Origin of the sequence: Roseibium algicola, from assembly GCF_001999245.1 — a bacterium.
Lineage (GTDB): Bacteria > Pseudomonadota > Alphaproteobacteria > Rhizobiales > Stappiaceae > Roseibium > Roseibium algicola.
The window spans coordinates 4,268,314-4,289,926 of sequence record NZ_CP019630.1; the positions used below are offsets into that span (position 1 = coordinate 4,268,314).

Below are 21,613 nucleotides of genomic sequence, written 5' to 3' on the forward strand. Positions count from 1 at the left end.
ACAAAACTCCCTTATGGTCTTTCCAGCGCGCTGAGTGGCAAGTCTTTGTCCTGCGCACGGTCTTTAGCTCTTGTGGAAACGTAATGTCCATAAGCAGTTTGAAGACTAATCGATTGAAATTTGGGGAGGGTGCTTTTGGTCGCATCCAGGCCGCTGGAAGCGTTACATCTGGAATCTTGCAAGTGCAGATAATCAACTCGTAGAGACTTGGTCTGAACGTAGAAGTGCAGAGCAAAACCTGGCAATTCGTACCTGTCTTCGGCAATTGCGGTCGAATTCGAACTGCGGTTTCAAGCAGACATCGGGCGTCAGGCAAGTCCTGTGTTGATGACGGATCGGCTTCCCGAAGTCATGGGGTCGCGAAGCCTTTTCACACCCCGAGTTCTCGCAGGCCTTTCTCTATCGTTTCGCGAGCGCCGTTTTCGGCAAACGGGAAGGACGCGAAGAAGACTTCCGAACTGATTTCCGGATCTGCCTGTCTCGCCCGGGCGAGCCATTGCCGGGCTTCTGCATTCTTGCCGACCAGGTGTGATGTCAGGGCCGCGATCAGGGAGATATGCTTGTGCGCACCAGGCATCTGCGCTGCTTTCACGGCAAGCTCTGCCGCCCTGTGCCCGTCGCCCAGTTGCAATTGCACCAGCGCACGTGCCGACACCATGCCATAGGCGAGCGGGTCGAGAGGGCTGAGGTCCAGCGCCAGAGCAAGATCTGCATCGGCCTGCGCTGCCTGACCTGCCATCACGCTCACCAGCCCGCGTGTATAGACACCCTGCGCAAAACTGGGGCTGAGGCTGGTTGCCCGGTCAAACCAGGCGATTGAATCTTCCAGCCGGCCATCTAGCCAGGAACACCGCCCGGCATTGAAGTGAGCAAAAGGATCGAGCCTGTCGGTCTCCACCGCCTGCTGCGCCAGCGCGCGAGCCTTTTCGACCTCGGCTTCGGGATCTTCCGCAAAGCGCATGAAGGCTGATTGAAAATGCGTGAAGGACAGCCCGCCCATGGCGCCGGAAAAATAGGGATCGCGTTCCAGGGATCGTGTGAACAGTTCTGACGCGCGGGCGTTGTCCTGCCGGTTGAACCGGTACATGTGATCCAGCCCCAGGTGAAAACAGGCCCATGCATCCAGTTCTCCCGGAGCGCGTCTGCGTGCGATGCGCACTTCGTTCTGCGGGATCTGAACCGCCAGACTGGCAACGACATGGCTTTCGATTTCCGGTCTGAGCTGCTGCAATTCGGACAGGCTGCCACGATAGTGTTCCGCCCAGATCGTGCCGCTGCTGGTCATGTCGATCAGCGAAACGCCGATCGTGACGCTTTCACCCGCAAGTTCGACCGTGCCGGTGAGCCCATAGCGAACGCCGAGTTGGCGACCGGCGGACAGCGGGTCCACATCGGGTCCGCGAAAGCGGAAGCTCGATCCACGTGCGATAACGAACAGCCAGTGCAGGCGCGACAGATCAGCAATGATGTCGGCAGGCAGCGCATCGGCCACGATTTCGTGCTGGCCCGGTTCGCCAAAATACTGGAAGGGCAGAACGGCGATGGAGGGCCGCCCGTCGCGCGCGGTCTTCAGCGCTTCCTCAATTGCCGGGGCGGCCTGTTCCTCGGTGATCAGGCCCGAACGTGCCGGGGGTGCCTTTGCCTGGGCACTGGAAACCTCGGTCTCCGCGACAAACCGGAACCCCTTGCCATGGATCGTCCGGATGACTTTCTGTGTGCTGCCCTTGTCCCCGACAGCCTTGCGCGCGGCCTTGATCCGCGCTGCCACGGCGGTTTCTGAGACAATCCGTCCGTCCCAGACATGCTCGATCAATTCGTCCTTGCTGACCATCCGGTCGCGGTTTTCGACCAGCAGCAAGAGGAGGGAGAGGACCTGCGGCTCGATCGCCACGCGTTCGCCATCACGGCGCAATTCGAAACGTGTGCCGTCCAGTTCAAATCCGTCAAAGGTAAACACCAGGGCGTCGGCTTGCGGCACACGTTCCCCTTTCCCCGAAAGTCTTCATGAAAAGGTCAGTTATATTCATGTCCCCGTCAAGCATTGCCGCTGGGTAAGGCGTATCTCTTGTTCATCGGGAACGTCCGATGTTGCTTGGAAACACTGTTACTTGAACTAGGAGATATGAAATGCCGCTGGTTACGATCGATGTCATCAAGAACGTTTTCACCCCCGAACAGAAGCACCAGCTGATCGAAAAGGTGACCGAAGCCATGGTCGCCGTGGAAGGCGAAGCCATGCGCCCGGTCACCTGGGTCCGCATTATGGAAGTCGAGCAGGGTGACTGGGCCATTGGCGGTCAGCGCCTGGGCGCCGCGGACGTTCATGCCATGTCGGGCAAGAAAGTCGCCTGACGCTGCAAAAAATCTGTTGCAAGAAGGGCCGTGCCTAGTGGTGCGGCCTTTTGCGTTTTGAACGGAAGATGCCATCAGGCGCTCATGCGCAATGAGACCCTTGCTTCCATGCTGAACGCATCACCTGCCGTCAAACCTCAAGCGAGGGAAAATCGTCCTGCAGCTTGTCGGAATACCTGCCGTCGAACGTATGAAGCCCCGCATGGCGGATTTCGGTCTGGTAGTCCAGCCAGATGGTGCCGCCGCAACCGCGTACCCAGCGCAGGCTGAAGCTCTGGTCCTCATGCAGGAACAACCGACCGCTTGGCGTCGGAAGGTGGCCGAAGAAGTCGTAATACTCCATGTCGGCATGGGCGGGGATCAGCGACATGTCGGGGTAGTTGGTGACGACACCGCGTTCCACCATCGTTTCCGGCACCTTCCGGCTCAAGAGCGTCAGGCCCTGGCCTCCGGCGGGAATGGAGATGAAACCATCCCGGTGCTCGGGGTGCCAGTCAGTGTTGTCATAGTCGCGAAGCTGGTGATTGTAGGTCATGCTGCGGGAAACGAGCTGTTCCATCGGGCTGCGCTCGGCTTCCGGCAGGGCGGTTTCCGCTTCAATCAGCTGGCGGAGCAGATCCCAGTTGTAATATTTCTGCGGGTAGGACGCGCTGACGAAATCGCCGCCGAAGGCGACCAGACGCCACACGGCCTCAGGCGTGAACTCCATGTCGGAGTCGAGCATCAGCATGTGGCTGAACTGCTTGTGGGCGAGGAATTTGCTCATAAGGTGGTTGCGGTTGATGACGAGGTTCGCGGCACCATAGGTTTCGAACGCAAACGGCAGTCCGTGGTGCTGAAACTCCTGCGTCAACGCGATGAGGGAACGAACCGTCGGCAGTTCGACCTGGCCGCGGGTCGGCATCGCGATCATGATGATGAGCGGTGTTGCTCCGTCGGCCTCATTCGCCATTTCCTGTTGCCTCTCTGAAGGTGATGCCGGGGCATGGATGCCGGGTGTCTCGGGTCAGGCGTCAGGACCTCGGCAGAGTTTCACCGGTTTCCTATGGTGCTTTCTTTGGAGTTACGAGTTGCGCCGGTCGCAGCTCTTCTGCTTCCTTGAACAGTGAAAAGGTCTGGTTCACGTAGCCGACGACGCCATTGATCTGCTGCAAATAGGCTTGCAGCTCCGGAGTGTGTTCCGCTTCCACCAGCTGGATGGCGCGGGACTGGGGGTAGACTTCAAAAAGAACATAAAACAGCGGGTCTCCGCGGCGCAGGATGAGGGGAGCGGAGATATCGTGCCATTCGAACGCCCATGTCAGCGTTCTCGGCCAGACGTTGATCGGGAACCTTCCCGGTATCATCAGGCCGGGAAGCGAAGATTTCCCGACATGCTGAAACGGTGGCAGCTGCGACATGTAGGTGGGCTCGTCCGCAACGAAGATATACGGCAGGCGCATCTGCAGGATGGGGCGGTCGGGCGAGCGCCATTCTTCGCGCGGATGAAGGATGATCAGGTGAGCGAAGACATCGTCTCGAACCGAGGACATTGGCCCGTCGGCGTTCACGACCACGGGTTCACCGAAGTCGGTTTCGGCCATCTGAAGGGAAAGGTCGCAAGGGCATAGTACTTCGAAAAGCCTGCTTTCGAGCCCCAGGACCGCAGGGCAGGCTGTCACGGATTTGGCATGGGTTCGCTGGCGCGGGGCTGAGGGCTGTTTCAGCCTTTGCGGTGGCTTGTAGACCAGTTGGGATTCGTCGCCCGCCAGCAGCCAGCCGATCGTTGCCTGCCCGCTACCTTCAGTGTTTCCGCCGCTTGCATCGACGGTAACGTTGAAACTCATCACGGGAGCACCGCCCTTGTTATCGCCGGAATTGTGCACTGATCCAGGGCGGAGCTGGGAGCCAGCGATTGAGGCTCTTGTCGAGATAAAGGCCGGTGACGGTATTGTAGGAAACGGTCACGGGCTGGCGGGTAAAGGGATCCGTGACTTGCCGCGTCTGAATTTGAGACACGCCGTAGCCCGGTGAGAAGACGGTATTTGCGTTTGGAACCCGTGACCCCGCGCGGCCCCCGTAGACGGTGTTCATCACCGCGCGCCGTGAGCCGGGATGTCCCGGGTGGATGGTGTTCATTCCCGGTCGGCGGTAGCCTGCGCCACCAGCATAGACGGTCTCCATAGCTGCCCGCCGGAAACCGGGATGGCCGGCATAGATGGTATCCATCGCAGGTCGGCGATGGCCGGGATGTCCAGCGTAGATGGTATCCATCACCGGTCGGCGATAGCCTGGATGACCGGCATATATGGTGTCCATCACCGGTCGCCGCGAGCCCGGATGTCCTGCATAAATGGTGTCCATCGCCGGCCGTTTGGAGAAGGGAGCGTATCCAGCCGGACCGGCGGTGAGGGTTTCGGAATGCATCTGTCCGGGCCGACTGCCCATGGAGCTGTCGGCTGACGGTCTTCTGCCTGCGCCCAGTTTTACGAGATCTTGATCGATCCCCGGTTTCTTTCGGTCAACCAAAGCTTATCCCTCAAGAACCAAATACTATAAAAGATTTAAGTGCTAAACTGACATAAAGTTACAAAATGCCTCTGCTTTCCGCAACTCCTTTCAGAGCTTCGCCTACGTTCCTGACGACATTGCTCCAGTCACGCGGATGCTGTTGCCGGAAAAAACGCATTCCCGGATACCAGTCCGAACGATCTCCCTCAAAGCAGTGATACCAGTGGGGAAAAGTGTCTAGCAGCAGCCAGACCGGTGTGCCGATCGCCCCGGCAATATGTCCCACCGCACTATCGGTCATCACGATGACGTCCAGCGACTGGATCATGGCGGCGGTTTCGGCAAAATCGAAATCGTCGCAATCGATGACAAGATCACCCAACCCGCCTTCGATAAGCTGGCGATGGGGCAGCCCTTTCTGAAGGCTGTAGAGTTGAACGAAGGGCAGTTCGGCGAGCGGCAGAAAATCCGAGAGCTGCGCTGCCCGGTCCGCGTTGCCACCGTAGTCCACGTTTCCCGACCAGAGGATTCCGACACGAAGCGGTGCTCTCGCCCTTGCAAGCAAGGCGTCCCGCCTTTCGGCAAACGCCGGATCGCACTTCAGGCGCGGAGGTGGGTAACGGGACGGATCATCGACACCAAGCAGATAAGGCAGTGACAGAAGCGAGATCTGATACTCGCAGCCATACCCAGGGAGCTCTTCAGCATTCTCGACCCAGATGTCGACACCTTGAAGGTTCTGCAGGAGGTGCGACAGGGCAGGGGGACACAGGAAATGGACGCTTGCGCCGGCAGCCTTCAAGCCTGGCAGAAACCGCGTGGCCCAGATGATGTCGCCGTGCCCACCCTCGGGCAGAACCAGGATTTTCCTCTCCGTTGGCGGAGATCCGTCCCAGAAGGGCAGGTGGTGAACGGCGGCCGGAGTGACGCCGGCGCCGAAGCGATGCTCCCAAAGCGGCCAGCCACGCCGATAGTCCCTTTGCCCCAGAGCCAGCCAGGAGGCTTCGATAGCTGAACCGGCATCGTCCGGATCGTCGCGCAAGCGCCTCTGAAAGATGTTGAATGCCTCGCCATGCCTGCCTGATCTGGAGCGGGCGATGGCCAGGACATAGTCTATCTCAGGATCGTTCGGCTGCAGGTTTTTCAGCTGTTCTGCCACGGCCAAGGCATTTTCCGGGCGTCCGAGGCGCAGATAGTGCGCAGCAAGGCGGTGCAGGGCGACGATGCTTGGCGGCGTGATGGAAGCAGCCCGGGTAAGACAGGCGAGTGCAGCCGTATCCCGCTCCTCCAGTAGATGCACCTCCGCCTGCAACAGCCAGGCGTCCACATGACCCGGAGCGAGCTTCAGGCAGGCATCGGCATAGGCAATTGCCGTGGCACATTGCTCCCGGCCGAAGCTTCGCAGCGCCATTTCGTACAAGTCATCTGCCGTCAGGGGGCCGGGGGCTCTGGTCATCTGGTCTGCTGCGCTGTCCCGTTCACGTTGCTCTGTAGACTTCGTCTATGCCGATAAACTCGATCACCTCGTATCCCTTTCCAGCCATGAAGGTAGGGATCTCGGGACTGTCGGTAATGTTCTCGATGGTCCACACTTCGACCGGGATGGTCTCGAAGGGAAACTCTTCCAGGACAGCCATCTCGCCACCTTCAACGTCGAGAGACACATAATCGATACGCTCAATTCCCGCGTCTGCCAGTATCTCCCTGATCGAGTGTACCGGTATCTTTGCAATGCGCTCGTCGTGCTCGGGGTGCCGGCGGATCCTCTCCAGAAAGTCCGGAGCGATGTTTGCGAGCAGACCGCCGCTTTGGGTGTAGCCGGCTCGGATTTCCAGGAAATCCGCGAAAGGTGTCGGCGAGCCGACCGCAGCGTTGAGGCAGCTGCAGCCGCGAACGGACGTCGCCTTTGCAAAGTTTGCCGGCGACGGCTCAATCAGCAGTCCGGTCCAGCCAAGCTCCTTTTCGAAGAAAAGGCTGTTTGAACCAGTGAGCCCGTCATATCCGCCAAGTTCCAGGAAAACGCCGCCTGTACGGTGTTTCAGAACCTCGTCGTTCAGGAACTTGTCCTGGCCGGATTGGCTGAAATACTGCTGGTGCATGCCCAGGGCCTTTTCCACGGCCCAGATCTCGTGCCGCAAGCCGCCCCGGCTCGGCCCGAAAACATGTTTCAGCTGACCGACAAGCGTTTCCCGGAGGTCTGTCAGGGCTTGCGAGGAATACTCGCTGTAGAATTCCGGCATGGTCATGAGGCAGTGAGGTCCTGGCTGATCTGAAATTGCCTTGAATTGAATGGTTCAAATCCATGCGAAAGTTACCTTAGGTTAGTTCAGGGTGCGGCCCAAATTCAAAGGCTTTGATGATCCCGCTGTAAGAGGCGGAAGGAGCACGCACTGGAGATGGCGAAAGGTGACGGCGCGAATGAAAGACCAGACATCCGCATCCAGCCTGACCGAGGCATTCCTGGAGTGGTACATCGCCAACCGGCACAGTCCGGATCTGGCCGAGCTGAATGACTATCTGCTGAATGCCGCCTTGTCGGCGCGGGGCTACAACAATCTGGAGAGCGGCGAGACCTTCTTCGTGAAAGAGATCCTGGCCGCCACTGCACCGAGGCTCTGTTTCGACATCGGTGCGAATGTCGGCCGATACCGTCTTGATCTGTTGAACTACACGTCCGCCGACGTCATTGCCTTTGAGCCGCTGCTCTCAACGCATGGAGAGCTGGTGCGAAACACACAGGTGTACGGCGACAGGATCGTTTGCGAAAATGTCGGGGTTGGTAACTTCGACGGCGAGGGGATACTGCATTTCGATGCAACGAACCCTGTTCTTGCCTCCTTCTCGCAGGAGGTGAAGAAGGTGAGTTATGTCACAAACGAGCAAACGGTGAAGGCGCGGGTGACGTCGCTTGATACCTATTGCCGGGTAGCCGGAATAACGGCGGTAGATCTTATCAAGATCGACACGGAAGGCTTTGAGACCGAAGTGTTCGAAGGGGCTGCCAGGGTGTTTTCCGAAATCAGGCCGCGGTTCATCCAGATGGAGTTCAACTGGCACCAGATGTTCCGCAGCAGGACGCTGAACGACTTCGCGGAAATGCTTCCAGAATACGACGTCTATCAGTTGCTGCCGAACGGTTGGACGCGGCGGGAGCCGAGAGATCCATTGGCGAATTTCTAGCAGTTTTCAAACTTCGTGTTCGTCTTGAACGGACAAGGGGAGTTTCTGCAGACTGCTGACGGCGGCGTATGATTTTATCTCGACAATACGAGACCCGAGTTCCGTATTGATCTCCTGCTTCAGTGCCGCGCGTTTGTCATTTGTCTGGTAAATGCGTCGTGCCAGATCCACGAAGCGGTCCTTGCAATCCTGCGATCGGTCGCAGTTGCGGATGTCGTCTTCGAAACTCCACAGACTTTCATTGAGGCTTTTCAGCCGGGCCTTCCAGGTGTGGACCTGGCCCGTATCAGGCATGTGCCGGTCGTAAATCTCTCTGAGCGAAGCCAATTCGAAGCGGACGTGTTCCAGTTTCTCCGGAGCGGATATGCGGTCGGCCTTGATTTCAAGGATGGTGATCTTGTCGAGGAGTTCAGCCGGTGAAATCGGTATGTAGATCATCTCGACCAAGACACATGCCTTTATGTTCTTCCCGCTGGTATCAGAACTGTAGCATCAAGTCGCTGGTCCGTTAATTGGCGTGCTTGCAGAGCAGGGGCACTGAACCTCCCGCCGAACAAAAAAAGCCAGCCCTGCGTTACCAGGGCTGGCTGATTGCATGTTGCTGCAGGCAGGCGATTACTGCAGCAGGGCCGGGGCGTTGTCCGGAACGGGGGCAGGCGGCACCTTGGTGTCGGTGAAGGCGGGGACGGCTGCTTCAAAGGCGTCCAGCCAGGCCACAAGTTTCGGATGGGTCTGCCGCCATTCGCCGGCAAAACGGATATCCAGGTAGCCGAGGGCGCAGGCGAGCGTCAGGGAGCCGGCATTGGCGTCTGCAGCGGTTGCCGGAACAGGTGGCGTGTTGTCTTCAAAGTGCTTCAGGCCACGGTCCATCTTGGCTGCCTGATAGGCGTCCCAGGCCGGATCACGGTACTTCGGTTCCTTGAAGCGCTTCTCGTAGACCCGAAGGATGGCCGCATCCATGATTCCGTCCGCCAGTGTCTGGTCCCGCAGGACCGGAAACCGGGCTTCACCCTCCGGAAACAGCTTGCCGCCGCCCGCCAGGAAGTCGAGGTATTCCAGAATGACGGAGCTGTCGTAGAGAACGTCGCCGTTTTCCAGGACCAGTGCCGGGATCTTGCCGAGCGGGTTCTGGCTGCGGAGGCTGTCAGAGGGATCGGCAGTATTGGCGTCTTCGATCTCGACCTTGCCCTTGAGGCCGAGAATGGACAGGGCGAGCTTCACCTTGCGGCCGAAAGGCGAAGGGGGAGACGAGCGAAGTTTCATCATGGGTCCGAACTCCTGAAAGAAGAAGGCGGTTGGGGTGTATAAGACGGTTAGCGTGCGCCGGGTGGCGGCACGGACAGGCTGCCGGCGCGGCAGCCGGATCTGTCGACCTCGCGGCAGGCACGGAATTCCAGATCCCGCGTGAGGCAGATGCGGACTTCCTCAAGTTCGCCCCGGTCGCAGGTGACGGCAAGCCCGTCCTCCTTGAGGCCCGGATTGGCAAGCCGGAAGGCTTTCTCAACGGTATCGGGTGCGGCCTTGCCGCGCTTGTCGAGTGTGCGGAAGGCCCCGGGGATCGTGATCTTGTCGAAAGCCTCGCGGGTGAGGTCGAAGTAGTCTTCCGGCGTCAGGCCGGAGCATGTGCCGTGCTTGCGCCATTCGTGGAAGACGAGATTGTGGCTCGGCATGATGTCTTCCATCGAAACGGCGATTTGCCGGTCGATGCGCTTCGGCGCGCCGGGGCAGCTTTCCGGGAAGCCACGCTCGTATTGGGGCCACAGGCCATGCACGACGAAGCGAAAGGGCTTGGAGACATCACATTGATGTGGATTGGCATCCGCGCCCTGTTGCTTGCAGTAGGTCGGCGACCAGGACAGGGCGAGGACATAGAAATCGAATTTTCCGGACTGATCAGCAGAGGCTGGCAGGCTCAGAAGTCCCGCCAGAAGGCAGACGGACAGTCTTCCGATATGGCCGAGCAGCGCCATGGATCAACCTTCTTGGGGAAGCCGTGGCCTTAGTGCGGGCGCGCCGTGCTGCAATGGTCGCCGTAGACCCGCCACTTGTCCAGAGGAGCGAGGCAGGCCTCCACATTCCAGCTGAGCCCGACGAAACCGGCGTGCTCTTCCACCATGTAGTGGACGGACTGAATGGTGCCGTCCGACAGGCTGGCCGTGCCCTTGCAGTAGCGGCGCTCGATCGGGCTGACGTCATTGCCGCTGTTGTTGACTTCACTGATGCCGTCGATGCTCAGGATCGTGCGGCCGCCGTAATAGTCCTTGCGAGCCCGGGCGACGGTGCCTGCGACGGCACTTTGAACGGATGCGGCCGTGCAATCCGGCAAGCGCTTGTCACTGCCAAACGAGAAGTAGACACGGTCGTCATTCGCGGCAGCCGGTGCAGCCAAGCTTGCGCAAAAGGCCAAGGCTGACAGGGTCAAGCAGACGGATCGGGCAATACTCACGGCATAAACTCCGGAAATCAAACTGTGTAGGAGACGATGGGGGAGCCGGGTCGGAAGGTCAAGGTTCGATCCCGGTAAAAGTGTCACTGTAGGGGCTTTATTCGCCGATCAGCTGCGTTACGTTCCAGCTGGTGCCGGGTCCCTGGTGCAGGACGTCGCACAACCAGGGCAGAACCAGGCGCATTTCCTCCGCAAGCGTGAAAGGGGCGTTGATCAGTGTCATGCCCGAACCGAGCATTCTGGTGTCCGGGCCGCTCTTGCCGACGTTGAGGTCGAGGCTCAGTACGTCGCGCAGGCCAGCTTCGTCGAAGTCGCCATGCATGCGCCGGATCGCTCTGACATCCTTCATCGGATACCAGAGTGCATAGGTGCCGCCTGGCCATTTCCTGTAGGCCTTCACCACGGCGTCGGTCATGCGGGAGAATTCGTCCGTCACCTCGAAGGCGGGGTCGATCAGCACAAGACCGCGTTTCTCCTTGGGGGGCAGAAAGCTTCCCATGGCAAGCCAGCCGTCCAGGTGGATGGTCTTGACCTGATGGTCTCCCGCGAACCGCTCCGCGAGCGTCTTGAAATCCGCCGGGTGCAGTTCCGTCAGCGTCAGGCGGTCCTGCTTGCGCATCAACTGCCGTGCGACCATGGGCGAGCCCGGATAAACCTTCAGCGCGTCGCCGTCGTTGAGCGCGCGCACTGCCGTCAGCCAGGGAGCAAGCAATTCGGCTATCTGAGGCGGAATATCGGCCTCAAGCACCTTGCCGATGCCCAGTTGCCATTCACCTGTCTTCTGCATCTCCTGCGAATTGAGATCGTAAAGACCGATGCCCGCGTGGGTGTCGAGGATGCGGAAGGCTTTGTCCTTGCGCTGGAAATAGGCGATCAGGCGGGCCAGTACGACGTGCTTCAGGACGTCGCCGATGTTTCCCGCATGATAGGCATGGCGGTAGTTCATTCGGACTGGTTCCCGGTGGCAGGTTCAGCATCGCGCTTGAAGAAGATGACTGCCTTGTCGCCATGGTCTGCCTTGCCGATTTCCGAGAAACCGAGACGGCTGTGGAACCGTATCGAGCCCGGGTTGGCGGGGCGTTCGTTGACTTCGCAGACGAAAACACGACCACTGCCGGCAAAACGTTCAAACAGCGCGCCGTAAAGGGCGTCGCCGATCTTCTTGCCCCGAAGGCTCTCGTCGACGCAGATCCGGTCGGTGTAGGCAAAATTTGAAACGCGTTCGCTCAGCCATTGATAATTGCGGCTGTCATAGCCGGCGCCGTCACCCAGGCACAGCAGGAAACCGGCAGGCGTGTCGTCCACGACTGCAACAAGACAGACAAGGGCGGAATTGACCAGATCAAGCAGTTCTTCGGCTGTCAGTTCGTTGACGGCCGGAACAGCAGCATTGTTCAGCGGCAGCAACGCGCCGAGGTCGCCCGGCAGGAACGGTCGGATGGTCAGGGTATCGGATGAAACGGCAAGCATGGGGCACCACGGTGGATTTCGGACCCGCCTTATAGGGGCTTCGGCAGGAAGTGGAAAGATGTCCGCTGGATCCGTTGATTGCAGCTACTGCTGAGGATCAAGGGAAACCGGCACGGCTCCAAGTCAGGTCGGGGGAGGCGGTGCCGGCATTGTCGGTAAAAAGAATGTGGGCGCAGCAAGGCTGCGCCCACTTGCTTCATGCTCTCAAGCCTCTGTGTGGCAGGGGCTAGGGGAGCTTATTCTTCGGCAGGTCCGCCGTCGTCTTCCTGCGGTGCGTCGCCTTCTTCAAGCGCCTGCAGGTTGACCGCTTTGGGGCCCTTGCCACGACGATCCGGTTCGGTCTCGAAGGACACCCGCTGTCCGCTGTCCAGGCCGGCAAAACCGGACCGCTCGACCGCGGAAATGTGCACGAACACATCCGCATCGCCTTCGTCCGGAGTGATGAAGCCAAAACCCTTGTCGTTCTTGAAGAACTTCACGGTGCCAGACTGACGCGGGCCACGCTCGACCGGGGGCATGTCGCGCCGCGGGCGCTGCTGACGGAAGCCGTCGCCTTCGCCGCCTTCGCGCGGGCCGCCGCCATATCCGCCGCGTCCGCCACCGCCGTAACCGCCTTCACGGCCACCGCCGCCACCGTATCCGCCACGGCCACCGCCGCCGCCGCCATAACCGCCGCCATCGCGACCACCGCCGCCATAACCGCCGCCTTCGCGTCCGCCGCCGCCATAGCCGCCGCCTTCACGTCCGCCGCCGCCGTAGCCACCACGGCCACCGCCGCCGCCGTAACCGCCGCCGCCTTCGCGGTCGCCGCCACCGCCGTAGCCACCACGGCCACCACCGCCGCCGTAACCGCCCCGGCCGCCGCCATAGCCGCCTTCTTTATTGTCGTCGCGGCCGTAGCCGCCACCAAAATCATTGTCGCGTCCGCCGCGGTAGCCGCCATCCCGGCCGCCGCCATAGAAGTCTCCACCGAACTCGCTTCCGCCAAAATCACTGCCGAAGTCTTGCGGACCGCCAAACTCGCGCTTGCCGCCGCGCCGACCACGCGACCGCCGGTCCGAATCACCATCGTGCATTACCGAATCACCTTAATTGTTGCGCCCTTTCGGCACATAACGACCAACCTCACCCGCCTTCACAGTCGAGTCACCACACTCAGGCGCACTCCGTGCGTCTGATCAACATTCTGGGATCGGGTTGAAACAATCTTGCCACATCCCTCTCCAGCCGCTGCGTTATCATCATAAGGGCGGGACAGGGAAAATCGCAAGAAAATCCTTGGTGCAGGCGCTAATTGGAAGCGTTTTTCGGAGGCCAGGTACTTGACCAATTGGACAAGTCAGGTTCCGTACCGTCACATGTTTTCCTGGCCGCTTCTTCCAGCAGCACCAGGCCGGTGCCGTTCCACACCCATCGGTTCCACAGGCCGCATTCGCCAACTCCTGAACCCTTGAAGTAACTTACGAGCTGTTGATCGGCCGGAATCCATCTTGCGTTGTAGATGAGATCCGTTGCGACCGGACCCTTTTCCGACATGCGGGCGACATGCACCTGACGGGCCGCGCCGTCTTTGCCGGAAAGGACAGCTACGTAGGGGCTGTTGTAAGCGGTTGGAGCCCCGCAGGGGATGATGTAGAGCGCGGCGCTATCGGCAAGCGGCACGCGAACGGCGTTCAGGCTGGCGAAGATGGTCGGGTCGATTTCAGAGCACAGGCGGTTGGCAGACCAGACGGCAGCCACTTCCGGCGGGAGCTGGTCGGCGCTCATCAGCGGAATGGCGTGCGGGGCGTCCCTGGCAGGATCGGTGCCGGGGGAGACGATGGCAGCAACGGTGCCGGTGCGGTCCTGGCGATTGTCGAGCCACAACAGACTGGATTTGAGGCCGAGGAGGGGGACGGGTACCGCGACCGGGTCGGTTCCGGTGGTCGCAGGTACGCTGATGGTGAGTTCCTTGCCCTTGCGCATGGCGTCAAGCAGCGTCGTTGTCGCCGGGCCTGTCGGATACCAGAAGCCTTCTCCACCGAGCGGACGGAAGCCGGCTGGCGGATTGACAGCCGGCTGCATCTCACGCAGCTGTTCGATCGGCAGCGCCTCGATCGGAGCGCCGTCGACCTCGAACTTCAAGGTGCCGTCCTTGGGCAGCTCGGTGTTGGTGGTTACACGGACAAGAGGCTGGGCCTCCGCCTGCCAGTCGCGGACGATGCGCACATCGACCCAGACCGACTGGCTGCGGGTGAACGAGGAGGCAAAGCACACGCCGGTATTGCCGCAATCGACCGTCCAGCTTTCGAAGCTGGGCGTCGTCCGGCCAGGCTGCGCCATTGTGCTCGAAGCGCCCAAAAGCGCTGCGGCAACAGTCATCAGCAATGTCAACAGTCGTGGCGTCATCAGCTCCGGCTATCCGAATGTGCTTGGCGTCTTCCAACAGGTCCATACATCTTGTACGAAATGCACGCGGCCAGGTGAAGCCGCGATTGACCAGAAACACGACACCGGATGGTGTTGTCCCGTATTTGTTACAATGGGCCGTGCGAGGCCGCTGTTGAAGGAGGCTACCATGGCGCAGGACACGACGAACTCCGGTGGGGATGAAAATCCGGAAGACGGCATGCCGCCAATCCAGGTGATGGTGATTGCCGTTACGCCGTTTCAGCAGAACTGTTCGCTCATCTGGGACCCTTCATCCATGCGCGGAACGGTGGTTGATCCGGGCGGCGATGTCGACAAGATCCTGGCAGCGGTGAACAAGCAGGGCGTGAATGTCGAAAAGATCGTTCTCACGCACGGTCATATCGATCACGTTGGCGGTGCGGCCGACCTGGCCGAAGCGCTGAAGGTGCCGGTGGAGGGGCCACACGAAGCCGATCAGATGCTGATCGACAGGGTGGCCGACCAGGCGGTGCAATTCGGCGTGGAAGGCGTCAAGCCCGTGATGCCGGATCGCTGGATGGTTGAAGGCGACCAGGTGGAAATCGCCGGGCGGATGTTCGATGTTCTGCATTGCCCGGGCCATTCACCCGGCCACCTGGTGTTCTTCGACAAGGAACTGCGTTTCGCGATTTCCGGCGATGTTCTGTTTGCCGGCTCCATCGGTCGCACGGATTTGCCGGGCGGCGATCATGCGACCCTGATCAAGTCGATCCGCGAAAAGCTGCTGCCGCTTGGTGACGATGTCGCCTTTCTTCCAGGTCACGGCCAGGCCTCGACGATCGGCCATGAGCGTGAGACCAATCCGTTCCTGACCTGAGGTGCGGTGATGCCTTGATCCGGCGAGGGGCTGCTTGCTTCGGGCAGCCCGCAGCGGGTCGAAACACTAGTAGCCTGGCGTCGTTAGGGGGGCGGCTGCGCCGGTAGGGCGAGGGCTGGTGACTTTACCTGTCAGAGCAGGGCTCTCAGATCGTCGATGCGATCATTGACCAGCCAGCCGTAGTAGTTTTCCTGCGGCCAGCTTTGGCCGCTGCGGCGGTATTTCGCAGCCCGGCCCCAGGGATCGCCGAGATTGTAGAGCGTCGCGGTCAGGCCAGGGTTTTTCGAAATATCCACCTTGCCGACGGATTTATAGGCGGCAATGGAGTCCTGGATGATCGCGGCCATGTAGTGCAGCGAGATGTTCGGGTCCATGGTGGCCTTGTAGACTGCCTCTGAATCGGCTGCCGTCAGCTTGCGGAAGTTGCTTTGCTTGGCAACCCGGTCGGTCATCTTGAGGACCGTGAGCGGGCTCAGCTGGCCAAGGCCGAAGCTCTGGCCGGAATAAAGCGGCTGGAAGAACGCTTCGTTGAAGTTCTTTTTCGGGTAACGGACGCCGTCAACCGAACGGCCGCGAAACTTGCCGTTCCAGACGTTCTCGTAACAGGACCAGCGGCGGTCCGAGCTTTTCTGAACATGGTCCTTGCGGCAGCGTTCGAACTCCGGGCGTTCGACGAACTTGTCGACGTGCACTCCGTTCAGCTCGAAGTCGAAGCGGATGCCGGCATAGGCGAGAGCCTTGACGTAGTAGGACTGGGCGCTGTCGAGTGTGTCGTAGTTGTAGGTGTGTTCGCCGACGATGGCGCCGATGATGTGGATCGGGTCGATGCCGTAGCGGGCGGCCACGCGCTTGATGGACCCGATCAGGCGGCGATCACGCTTCAATACGGCCAGAACCTTGTCGAACTTGGCATCGTAGGATGATTTGGAGGCGGCGGTACGGCGCGAAGAGGCGAAGGGGATCTTCGGCTGGCTCTTGAACCGGTTGCCTTCCGGCACCACCCGCACGGATTGGGCTTGCACGGTCGTACTTGTCGCGAGAGGCAGCGCCAAAGGAGCCAGGAGCAGGCCAAAAACCAGACATCCAGTCACCAGTCTGGAAATTCGGCCGAGATGACGGGTCTTCCTGCACACCATAATTTTTCTGCGCCTGGCTTTATCTTGTGTTTCTCGCCGACCAAATGCGGTCGTGCCGGCGAGCTCCAGTTGGTTCACATAGCTCGCTGGATGCGACTGTAAATAACTCATCTTGCAAAAAGCCCCCAGAAAAAACCACCGCAGCCGCGAAGATGCAACCGGTTCCTGTCTCTAGGGCAGGGACATCAACAAAGAAGTGATACCGGTCACAGCCCGGTGCATTGTCAGGAGCCGGGTGCCGAACGAAAGGCCGTGGCAGGCCCCATGCGCAGGCGGACAGCCTTTGGAACGTCCAGGAAATCGTAGAAGGCCCGGTGCTGACGCAAGCCGCATAACTCGCGCTGGATGGTGACATGCCAGAGCGCTTCACCGGCTTCGGCAAGCCGGTTTTGCAGGGTTTCGCAATCTGTTTCGGAACCGTCTTCCGCCGATTTCAGATCGGCGAGAGCCGTCTCCAGCTTTTTGGTAAGCCGCGAAAGCGTGGATGCCTTCTCGTTGAGAATCTCGTTCTCGAGCGCTGCCGCGAGCGGATCCTTGTCGGCAGGTCTGGTCAGTTGAGGTGGGCGTACGGTCATGACGTCGGAAACTGTTGCGGCAATCTCACGCAGGGTCACACGACGGCTCCTTTCAAGGCAAGCCTTTTTCCGCAAGAGCCGACGTCGATTGAAACGCGGTGAGGCTCGGCCTCGGGAGGGGCCGGAAGGTCGATCTCTTTCTCGGGAATTAGTCAATTCAACCGTAACTTTTAGGTGCTACCTACCCGATTATCTACGCATTTATACGGATCATTCCCGACCATGTTCAATGTGCTTGGCTGCATCTTCTATCAGCACAACATCGCGCTTGTGGGGCTCGCAGCTCTCGTTTGTCTGTTTGGATCGGCCGTTACCCTGCGGCTGTTGCGGCGTTGTGTGCGTGCGCAAGGCACACAGCGTCTCGGGTGGCAGTTTCTGGCTGCCGTTGCCGGTGGAGGCGGTGTCTGGACCACGCATTTCGTTGCAATGCTGGCCTACGAGCCGACCGCTCCGGTCTCGTTTGATCCGGCTCTGACACTCATTTCGCTGGTGATCGCGATTGTCGGGCTGTTTGTCAGTTTCGTGGTCAGCGGCCTCGGTAGCGGAAAGATCCTGACCGGCATAGGTGGGGCTCTCGTCGGAATTTCATTTGCGGCCATGCATTACACCGGGATGTTCGCCTACCGGATCACAGGGCTCGTCGAGTGGGACTTCGGCTACATCGTCGCGTCCGTCCTTTTGTCTGTTGCCCTGTCCGCTGCCGCGATCACCTTGATCTGGCGCACCTACCTGGGCTCTCGTCGGTATTGGGTTGCCGTTGCCCTGATGGTGACCGGGATCGTAAGCCTGCATTTCACCGGCATGACCGCGTTGCGGATCATCCCGATGTCGCAGAATTTCACGGAGGTCGATAACGGTGCTGCCCTTGCCCTTGCGTTGGCGATTGCCGTTGTTGCCCTGCTGGTTGTCGGCACCGGGCTGACGAGCTTCCTGATCGACAACAATGTGCGAGCCATATCCAGGCGGCAACTGCACCATGTTGCCGCTCATGACGCACTCACGGGCTTGCCGAACCGCACGAGCTTCCAGAGACAGCTTGCCGGAAATCTCGATGGGTATTTGAACCCCGGCAAGAAGCTGGCGGTGATCGGGATCGACCTGAACCGCTTCAAGGAAATCAACGACACCTTTGGCCACGCTGCGGGTGACGAGGTTCTGCGCATCCTGGCCCGGCGCATGGAGCAGATCCTGCGCGATGATGAATTCATCGCCCGCCTCGGCGGCGACGAATTCGCAGCCATCAAGCCTTTCAGCGACAAGGATGAAATCCTGTCTTTTGCGAAACGGATAGAGAGCGTTTTCACCCGTCCGATCGAAATAGGCGCAATGGACGGCATCGTTGGCGCGAGTCTCGGGGCGGCGATCTGGCCTGACGATGCCCAGACGCCGGACGAACTGGTCAACAATGCCGACCTTGCCATGTATCACGCCAAGCATGGGTTTCTCGAAACGATCTGTTTTTACGATGCCAACATCGGTGCGACGGTTCGAAACAGGCGGCAACTGGCAGAAGATCTGAGACGGGCGCTGGAGCGCGGCGAGCTCGAGATCCATTATCAGGTGCAGATGTCGCTGAATTCCAGCCAGGGCATCCGGGGATATGAGGCCCTGCTTCGCTGGACCCATCCTGTAATCGGCCCGATTTCACCGTCCGAGTTCATTCCCGTTGCCGAGGAAAACGGGTTGATCGCTTCCCTTGGAGCTTGGGTGCTCAACAAGGCCTGCGAGGACGCCTCGCGATGGGAGCCTGCCTACCGGGTTGCCGTGAACGTTTCCGCTGTACAGTTCATGGACACCAACCTGCCACGGCTGGTGCATGAAGCCCTGGTGACGACCGGACTTTCACCACACCGCCTGGAACTGGAGCTGACGGAAACCGCCCTTGTGAAAGACAAGGCCCGTTCGCTGCACATCATGCGCCAGATCAAGGATCTGGGCGTCGGTCTTGCGCTGGATGATTTCGGCACAGGCTATTCTTCGCTTGAAACCTTGCGAACCTTTCCCTTCGACAAGATCAAGCTCGACAGGGCGTTTGTTGGCGAAATGGAGCAGGACCGCCAGTCCAAGGCGATCGTGCGCGCCGTTCTGGCTCTCGGAAAGAGCCTGGACATTCCGGTGCTGGCTGAGGGCATTGAGACTGAAGAGCAGATGGAGATCCTGCAACAGGAAGGCTGCGACGAAGGTCAGGGCTTTCTGCTGGGGCGTCCATCGCAGGTCGATCGCCTGATCCAGCACGGCGGGCCGGTGCAAAACGAGGCGCGCAAACCGGCGGAACCAACGCGCAAGATGGCAGCATCGAAGAGTGAAACTGGAGGCGACAAAGATGGTGGCCCGGTTTCCCTGCGTTCGCCTCTTGCCGCACGCAGTTGAGGCAGGGCTGCGGTCTTGTCGTCAGGGTTGCAAGCGGCGTGTCGAGATGCCGGGACGGGTTACCCAGCGGTTTTTTCCTGTGTCAGGTCCTTTTCAAACGCGATCAGGCACAAGAGTGCGCACAGTTTGATGAGGCAGGGCACGCCCGCATAAGTGAGGCTGAGCAGAAAGCCGAGTTGTGCGGTGAGGGCAGTTCCCGGCTGATACCCGAACAGGCCCAACAAAGGCAGCGTGAGGCCGGTGGCAAGGGCGAGACCGGACTTGGACAAGAACGCCATAACCGCAAAAAGGCGCGAAGCCTCCCCCTGGCGCCGGTCCGTGTCGATATGGTCGGCCAATATGGCGGGTGGCAAGGCAAGGTCAGCGCCTAGCGCCAGGCCGGACAGTGCACAGACAAACGCATAGGCTGTCAGATCTCCCTCTCCCAGAAGAGCGGCCCAGCAGAACGTGAAGATGGCGCCGGCCAGTGACATTTGCCATGCCCGCACCTTGCCGAAATGTCGGGCAAGCCGGGTCCAGAGCGGCATCGAGATGACGCCTGACAGGAAGTAGACCAGCAGAAACAGCCCTGTGTAGCTCTCGGCCCCCAGTCTGTCGCGGATGAAGAACAGCACCAGGACGGCGGGGATCGCGCTTGCGAAAATATTGAGAAACAGCAGTCCGAAAAACAGGCGCCTCCAGCGGCTCCGCAACAGGGTCCACCAGCCCATTACCGGACCAGCTGTTTGCGGGTTTTCAAGGGGTGCCGACCGCATCCATCGTAACAGCAGCCACAAGGAGATCGCCAAAAGTGGCAGATAGCCAAGCGTCACATAGAGAAATGCCGTTTCGATGCCGGTCCGTGTTGCCAGTGCGGCGGGCAGGACCGAAGCAATGAGGAGGCCGGCAAGACCGAACCCTTCGCGCGCTGCCGTTACCGGGGTCCTGTCGGAGGCACTTGTTTTCCAGAGACCGCCCAGTGTCTGGTAGTTGATGGTGACGACCGAATATCCTGTGGTGCAGATGAGCACGGAGGCAGCAAACCAGACAAGCGGTGCCTCCTTCCAGGGATGAAACAGCATCCAGAAGCCCACGCCAAGCAGGATTGCGCCAAGTGCCAGAACAGTCCCGCGCCACTGGTGAAACCGGTCGCTGAGGCTGCCAATGAAAGGATCCTGGATGGCGTCGAACAGGCGCAGGGCAAGAAGAATGGCGCCGAGCGTCGCCACGGGTTGCTGCAATGTAACGGCATAAAAATCCGGGGCGTGCAGGTAGATCGGCAAACCGGCAAATGCCAGGGGAAATGCCATGACCCCATAGGTCGCAAGGCCGGAAAGCGTCACGCTTCCAGTATTACCGGATTTTTTTGGCAGAGCCGCAGCGTCGTCCGACAATCGTGTCGTCACGAACCGGACCCGACCAGTTGCGCGCGCAACTGGGGATCACGCGTGTTGTTGCCCAGCCAGATAGCGAAGAACTTCTTCGTGAATGCCGGGTCGGAGATCGTACCGAGCTTCTGGTTGCCGAGATAGAACTCGGCCTTGCCGCTGCTGGTGCGTACACCCGTAATCGATTGTCCAGGGGAGACATTTGGAAACAGGGCTTCCATCTGGGTTTGCCACTTGGCAAGCTGAGCATCCGAGACGCCACCCTGCCGGCGGATTTCCTTGACCGAGCTTTCGGCGATCTGCTTGCCCTTGAAGGTGCGCAGATAGGTGAGCTTCAAGGCAAAAGGGGCGGACGGGCTATAGGTGCCCTGCGGGGCATAGAGTTCCGCGTCAAACACCTTGAAGCCGAGGAAGGTCATCCGGCCCTTGCCAACCAGTTCGGCAGACGGAAGCAGCCTGGCTGCTGAACCCAGGTCGGCGAAGGCCGCGCCGGCAGGTGCTGTAACAGCGAATGCCAGGGCGAGCGCGAAAGCGAACCTGCGCCACCGGAACCCTTGTGTCTTCAAATGAGGAAACATCGAACAACCCTCCGCAGATCTTGTCGTGTACCCAGCCTGAAAGGATCTACGGGGGAACCGCGTTGCCGGATTAGTGAAAGCAACCTTCTTTCGGAAAACCGCCACAGAGGAAACGGCCTGCTTTTCATCTCGCGGCTGTCTGGCGTCAAAACCACGGCTCTATGTGCGATACGGTCTCATCATGTCTCGCCTGCTGTTTTTTCTCGAAACGGTGGCAAGATTTCCAGCTGTCATGTTTTCTTCGATTTCGCGATGCAGTATAGTAAGGGAAAGCATGGGCCTGCTGCGGACGCTGCGTCACTCAAGATGACGGCATCTGGAGCGGATCGGGTCTAACAGCATGCAGCCGGTGAAATTCTCCGGCACAATTTCCATTTCTCAGGTGAGACCGCATCGTGCGGA

22 protein-coding genes are annotated in these 21,613 nt (G+C 59.9%); 4 read left to right on the plus strand and 18 right to left on the minus strand.

Annotated features, from left to right (window positions below):
- Positions 1-370: 370 nt before the first annotated feature.
- Positions 371-1,978: a winged helix-turn-helix domain-containing tetratricopeptide repeat protein gene (locus B0E33_RS19665; protein ID WP_077292156.1), complete on the minus strand. Its 1,608-nt coding sequence runs from the start codon at positions 1,976-1,978 to the stop codon at positions 371-373.
- 149 nt (positions 1,979-2,127) lie between these two features.
- On the opposite strand from B0E33_RS19665, the gene B0E33_RS19670 reads away from it, so the two are divergent.
- The gene (locus tag B0E33_RS19670) at positions 2,128-2,352 is read left to right on the plus strand and encodes a tautomerase family protein (RefSeq protein ID WP_022998030.1); all 225 of its coding nucleotides are present in this window, start codon (positions 2,128-2,130) and stop codon (positions 2,350-2,352) included.
- Between the two features lie 130 nt (positions 2,353-2,482).
- On the opposite strand, the gene B0E33_RS19675 is transcribed toward B0E33_RS19670, so the two are convergent.
- From B0E33_RS19675 to B0E33_RS19695, 5 genes are all read right to left on the minus strand, one after another.
- Entirely contained in the window at positions 2,483-3,304 is an 822-nt protein-coding gene (locus B0E33_RS19675; protein WP_055655804.1) for a hypothetical protein, read from the minus strand.
- 91 nt (positions 3,305-3,395) lie between these two features.
- Positions 3,396-4,178, minus strand: coding sequence for a hypothetical protein (locus B0E33_RS19680; protein ID WP_208997668.1), 783 nt, complete (start codon positions 4,176-4,178; stop codon positions 3,396-3,398).
- Positions 4,179-4,197: 19 nt separating this feature from the next.
- Positions 4,198-4,779, minus strand: a complete 582-nt coding sequence (locus B0E33_RS19685) for a hypothetical protein (protein ID WP_077292158.1) — start codon at positions 4,777-4,779, stop codon at positions 4,198-4,200.
- 139 nt (positions 4,780-4,918) lie between these two features.
- Positions 4,919-6,298: a tetratricopeptide repeat-containing glycosyltransferase family protein gene (locus B0E33_RS19690; protein WP_156912446.1), complete on the minus strand. Its 1,380-nt coding sequence runs from the start codon at positions 6,296-6,298 to the stop codon at positions 4,919-4,921.
- A 22-nt stretch (positions 6,299-6,320) separates the two neighbouring features.
- A complete protein-coding gene (locus B0E33_RS19695) occupies positions 6,321-7,088 on the minus strand; it encodes an FkbM family methyltransferase (RefSeq protein ID WP_077292160.1) in 768 nt (255 codons plus the stop codon).
- Positions 7,089-7,260: 172 nt separating this feature from the next.
- On the opposite strand from B0E33_RS19695, the gene B0E33_RS19700 reads away from it, so the two are divergent.
- Entirely contained in the window at positions 7,261-8,022 is a 762-nt protein-coding gene (locus B0E33_RS19700) for an FkbM family methyltransferase (protein WP_077292161.1), read from the plus strand.
- A gap of 6 nt (positions 8,023-8,028) precedes the next feature.
- Here the strand turns inward: B0E33_RS19700 and B0E33_RS19705 are convergent, their stop codons facing one another.
- From B0E33_RS19705 to B0E33_RS19740, 8 genes are all read right to left on the minus strand, one after another.
- On the minus strand, positions 8,029-8,460 hold the full coding sequence (locus tag B0E33_RS19705) for a DUF6165 family protein (protein ID WP_208997894.1): 432 nt from the start codon (positions 8,458-8,460) through the stop codon (positions 8,029-8,031).
- A 177-nt stretch (positions 8,461-8,637) separates the two neighbouring features.
- Positions 8,638-9,288 carry a glutathione S-transferase family protein gene (locus tag B0E33_RS19710; RefSeq protein WP_077292163.1) on the minus strand — a complete coding sequence of 217 codons (651 nt, stop codon included), beginning with the start codon at positions 9,286-9,288 and terminating at the stop codon, positions 8,638-8,640.
- A 47-nt stretch (positions 9,289-9,335) separates the two neighbouring features.
- Entirely contained in the window at positions 9,336-9,992 is a 657-nt protein-coding gene (locus B0E33_RS19715; RefSeq protein ID WP_062487723.1) for a ribonuclease T2 family protein, read from the minus strand.
- A 29-nt stretch (positions 9,993-10,021) separates the two neighbouring features.
- Positions 10,022-10,468, minus strand: coding sequence for a hypothetical protein (locus B0E33_RS19720; protein WP_208984223.1), 447 nt, complete (start codon positions 10,466-10,468; stop codon positions 10,022-10,024).
- Between the two features lie 97 nt (positions 10,469-10,565).
- A complete protein-coding gene (locus tag B0E33_RS19725; protein WP_062487725.1) occupies positions 10,566-11,414 on the minus strand; it encodes a 23S rRNA (adenine(2030)-N(6))-methyltransferase RlmJ in 849 nt (282 codons plus the stop codon).
- A complete protein-coding gene (locus B0E33_RS19730; protein ID WP_077292164.1) occupies positions 11,411-11,938 on the minus strand; it encodes a GNAT family N-acetyltransferase in 528 nt (175 codons plus the stop codon). Before B0E33_RS19730 ends, B0E33_RS19725 begins: the two co-directional genes overlap by 4 nt.
- A gap of 236 nt (positions 11,939-12,174) precedes the next feature.
- Positions 12,175-13,014, minus strand: a complete 840-nt coding sequence (locus B0E33_RS31565; RefSeq protein ID WP_022998017.1) for a cold-shock protein — start codon at positions 13,012-13,014, stop codon at positions 12,175-12,177.
- A 214-nt stretch (positions 13,015-13,228) separates the two neighbouring features.
- Entirely contained in the window at positions 13,229-14,326 is a 1,098-nt protein-coding gene (locus B0E33_RS19740; protein ID WP_022998016.1) for a DUF1176 domain-containing protein, read from the minus strand.
- 169 nt (positions 14,327-14,495) lie between these two features.
- On the opposite strand from B0E33_RS19740, the gene B0E33_RS19745 reads away from it, so the two are divergent.
- On the plus strand, positions 14,496-15,185 hold the full coding sequence (locus B0E33_RS19745) for an MBL fold metallo-hydrolase (RefSeq protein WP_031268222.1): 690 nt from the start codon (positions 14,496-14,498) through the stop codon (positions 15,183-15,185).
- A gap of 131 nt (positions 15,186-15,316) precedes the next feature.
- On the opposite strand, the gene B0E33_RS19750 is transcribed toward B0E33_RS19745, so the two are convergent.
- Together B0E33_RS19750 and B0E33_RS19755 are read right to left on the minus strand one after the other, a co-directional pair.
- Positions 15,317-16,321 carry a DUF1402 family protein gene (locus tag B0E33_RS19750; protein WP_156912447.1) on the minus strand — a complete coding sequence of 335 codons (1,005 nt, stop codon included), beginning with the start codon at positions 16,319-16,321 and terminating at the stop codon, positions 15,317-15,319.
- Positions 16,322-16,545: 224 nt separating this feature from the next.
- Positions 16,546-16,935 (minus strand): DUF6665 family protein, encoded by a 390-nt coding sequence (locus B0E33_RS19755; protein ID WP_208997669.1) that lies wholly within the window; start codon positions 16,933-16,935, stop codon positions 16,546-16,548.
- A 183-nt stretch (positions 16,936-17,118) separates the two neighbouring features.
- Between B0E33_RS19755 and B0E33_RS19760 the strand changes: the two genes are divergently transcribed.
- A complete protein-coding gene (locus B0E33_RS19760; RefSeq protein ID WP_077292165.1) occupies positions 17,119-19,266 on the plus strand; it encodes a putative bifunctional diguanylate cyclase/phosphodiesterase in 2,148 nt (715 codons plus the stop codon).
- 59 nt (positions 19,267-19,325) lie between these two features.
- On the opposite strand, the gene B0E33_RS19765 is transcribed toward B0E33_RS19760, so the two are convergent.
- The gene (locus B0E33_RS19765) at positions 19,326-20,651 is read right to left on the minus strand and encodes an MFS transporter (RefSeq protein WP_208997670.1); all 1,326 of its coding nucleotides are present in this window, start codon (positions 20,649-20,651) and stop codon (positions 19,326-19,328) included.
- Entirely contained in the window at positions 20,648-21,211 is a 564-nt protein-coding gene (locus tag B0E33_RS19770; RefSeq protein WP_077292166.1) for a chalcone isomerase family protein, read from the minus strand. Before B0E33_RS19770 ends, B0E33_RS19765 begins: the two co-directional genes overlap by 4 nt.
- Positions 21,212-21,613 lie beyond the last annotated feature (402 nt).

What these genes read in the sequence shown, in the direction of transcription:
- B0E33_RS19670 (WP_022998030.1), top strand. Translation starts at nt 2,128, where the DNA reads ATGCCGCTGGTTACGATCGATGTCATCAAGAACGTTTTCACCCCCGAA.
- B0E33_RS19675 (WP_055655804.1), bottom strand. Translation starts at nt 3,304, where the DNA reads ATGGCGAATGAGGCCGACGGAGCAACACCGCTCATCATCATGATCGCG.
- B0E33_RS19680 (WP_208997668.1), bottom strand. Translation starts at nt 4,178, where the DNA reads ATGAGTTTCAACGTTACCGTCGATGCAAGCGGCGGAAACACTGAAGGT.
- B0E33_RS19685 (WP_077292158.1), bottom strand. Translation starts at nt 4,779, where the DNA reads ATGGGCAGTCGGCCCGGACAGATGCATTCCGAAACCCTCACCGCCGGT.
- B0E33_RS19690 (WP_156912446.1), bottom strand. Translation starts at nt 6,298, where the DNA reads ATGACCAGAGCCCCCGGCCCCCTGACGGCAGATGACTTGTACGAAATG.
- B0E33_RS19695 (WP_077292160.1), bottom strand. Translation starts at nt 7,088, where the DNA reads ATGACCATGCCGGAATTCTACAGCGAGTATTCCTCGCAAGCCCTGACA.
- B0E33_RS19700 (WP_077292161.1), top strand. Translation starts at nt 7,261, where the DNA reads ATGAAAGACCAGACATCCGCATCCAGCCTGACCGAGGCATTCCTGGAG.
- B0E33_RS19705 (WP_208997894.1), bottom strand. Translation starts at nt 8,460, where the DNA reads ATGATCTACATACCGATTTCACCGGCTGAACTCCTCGACAAGATCACC.
- B0E33_RS19710 (WP_077292163.1), bottom strand. Translation starts at nt 9,288, where the DNA reads ATGATGAAACTTCGCTCGTCTCCCCCTTCGCCTTTCGGCCGCAAGGTG.
- B0E33_RS19715 (WP_062487723.1), bottom strand. Translation starts at nt 9,992, where the DNA reads ATGGCGCTGCTCGGCCATATCGGAAGACTGTCCGTCTGCCTTCTGGCG.
- B0E33_RS19725 (WP_062487725.1), bottom strand. Translation starts at nt 11,414, where the DNA reads ATGAACTACCGCCATGCCTATCATGCGGGAAACATCGGCGACGTCCTG.
- B0E33_RS19730 (WP_077292164.1), bottom strand. Translation starts at nt 11,938, where the DNA reads ATGCTTGCCGTTTCATCCGATACCCTGACCATCCGACCGTTCCTGCCG.
- B0E33_RS31565 (WP_022998017.1), bottom strand. Translation starts at nt 13,014, where the DNA reads ATGCACGATGGTGATTCGGACCGGCGGTCGCGTGGTCGGCGCGGCGGC.
- B0E33_RS19740 (WP_022998016.1), bottom strand. Translation starts at nt 14,326, where the DNA reads ATGACGCCACGACTGTTGACATTGCTGATGACTGTTGCCGCAGCGCTT.
- B0E33_RS19745 (WP_031268222.1), top strand. Translation starts at nt 14,496, where the DNA reads ATGGCGCAGGACACGACGAACTCCGGTGGGGATGAAAATCCGGAAGAC.
- B0E33_RS19750 (WP_156912447.1), bottom strand. Translation starts at nt 16,321, where the DNA reads ATGGTGTGCAGGAAGACCCGTCATCTCGGCCGAATTTCCAGACTGGTG.
- B0E33_RS19760 (WP_077292165.1), top strand. Translation starts at nt 17,119, where the DNA reads ATGTTCAATGTGCTTGGCTGCATCTTCTATCAGCACAACATCGCGCTT.
- B0E33_RS19770 (WP_077292166.1), bottom strand. Translation starts at nt 21,211, where the DNA reads ATGTTTCCTCATTTGAAGACACAAGGGTTCCGGTGGCGCAGGTTCGCT.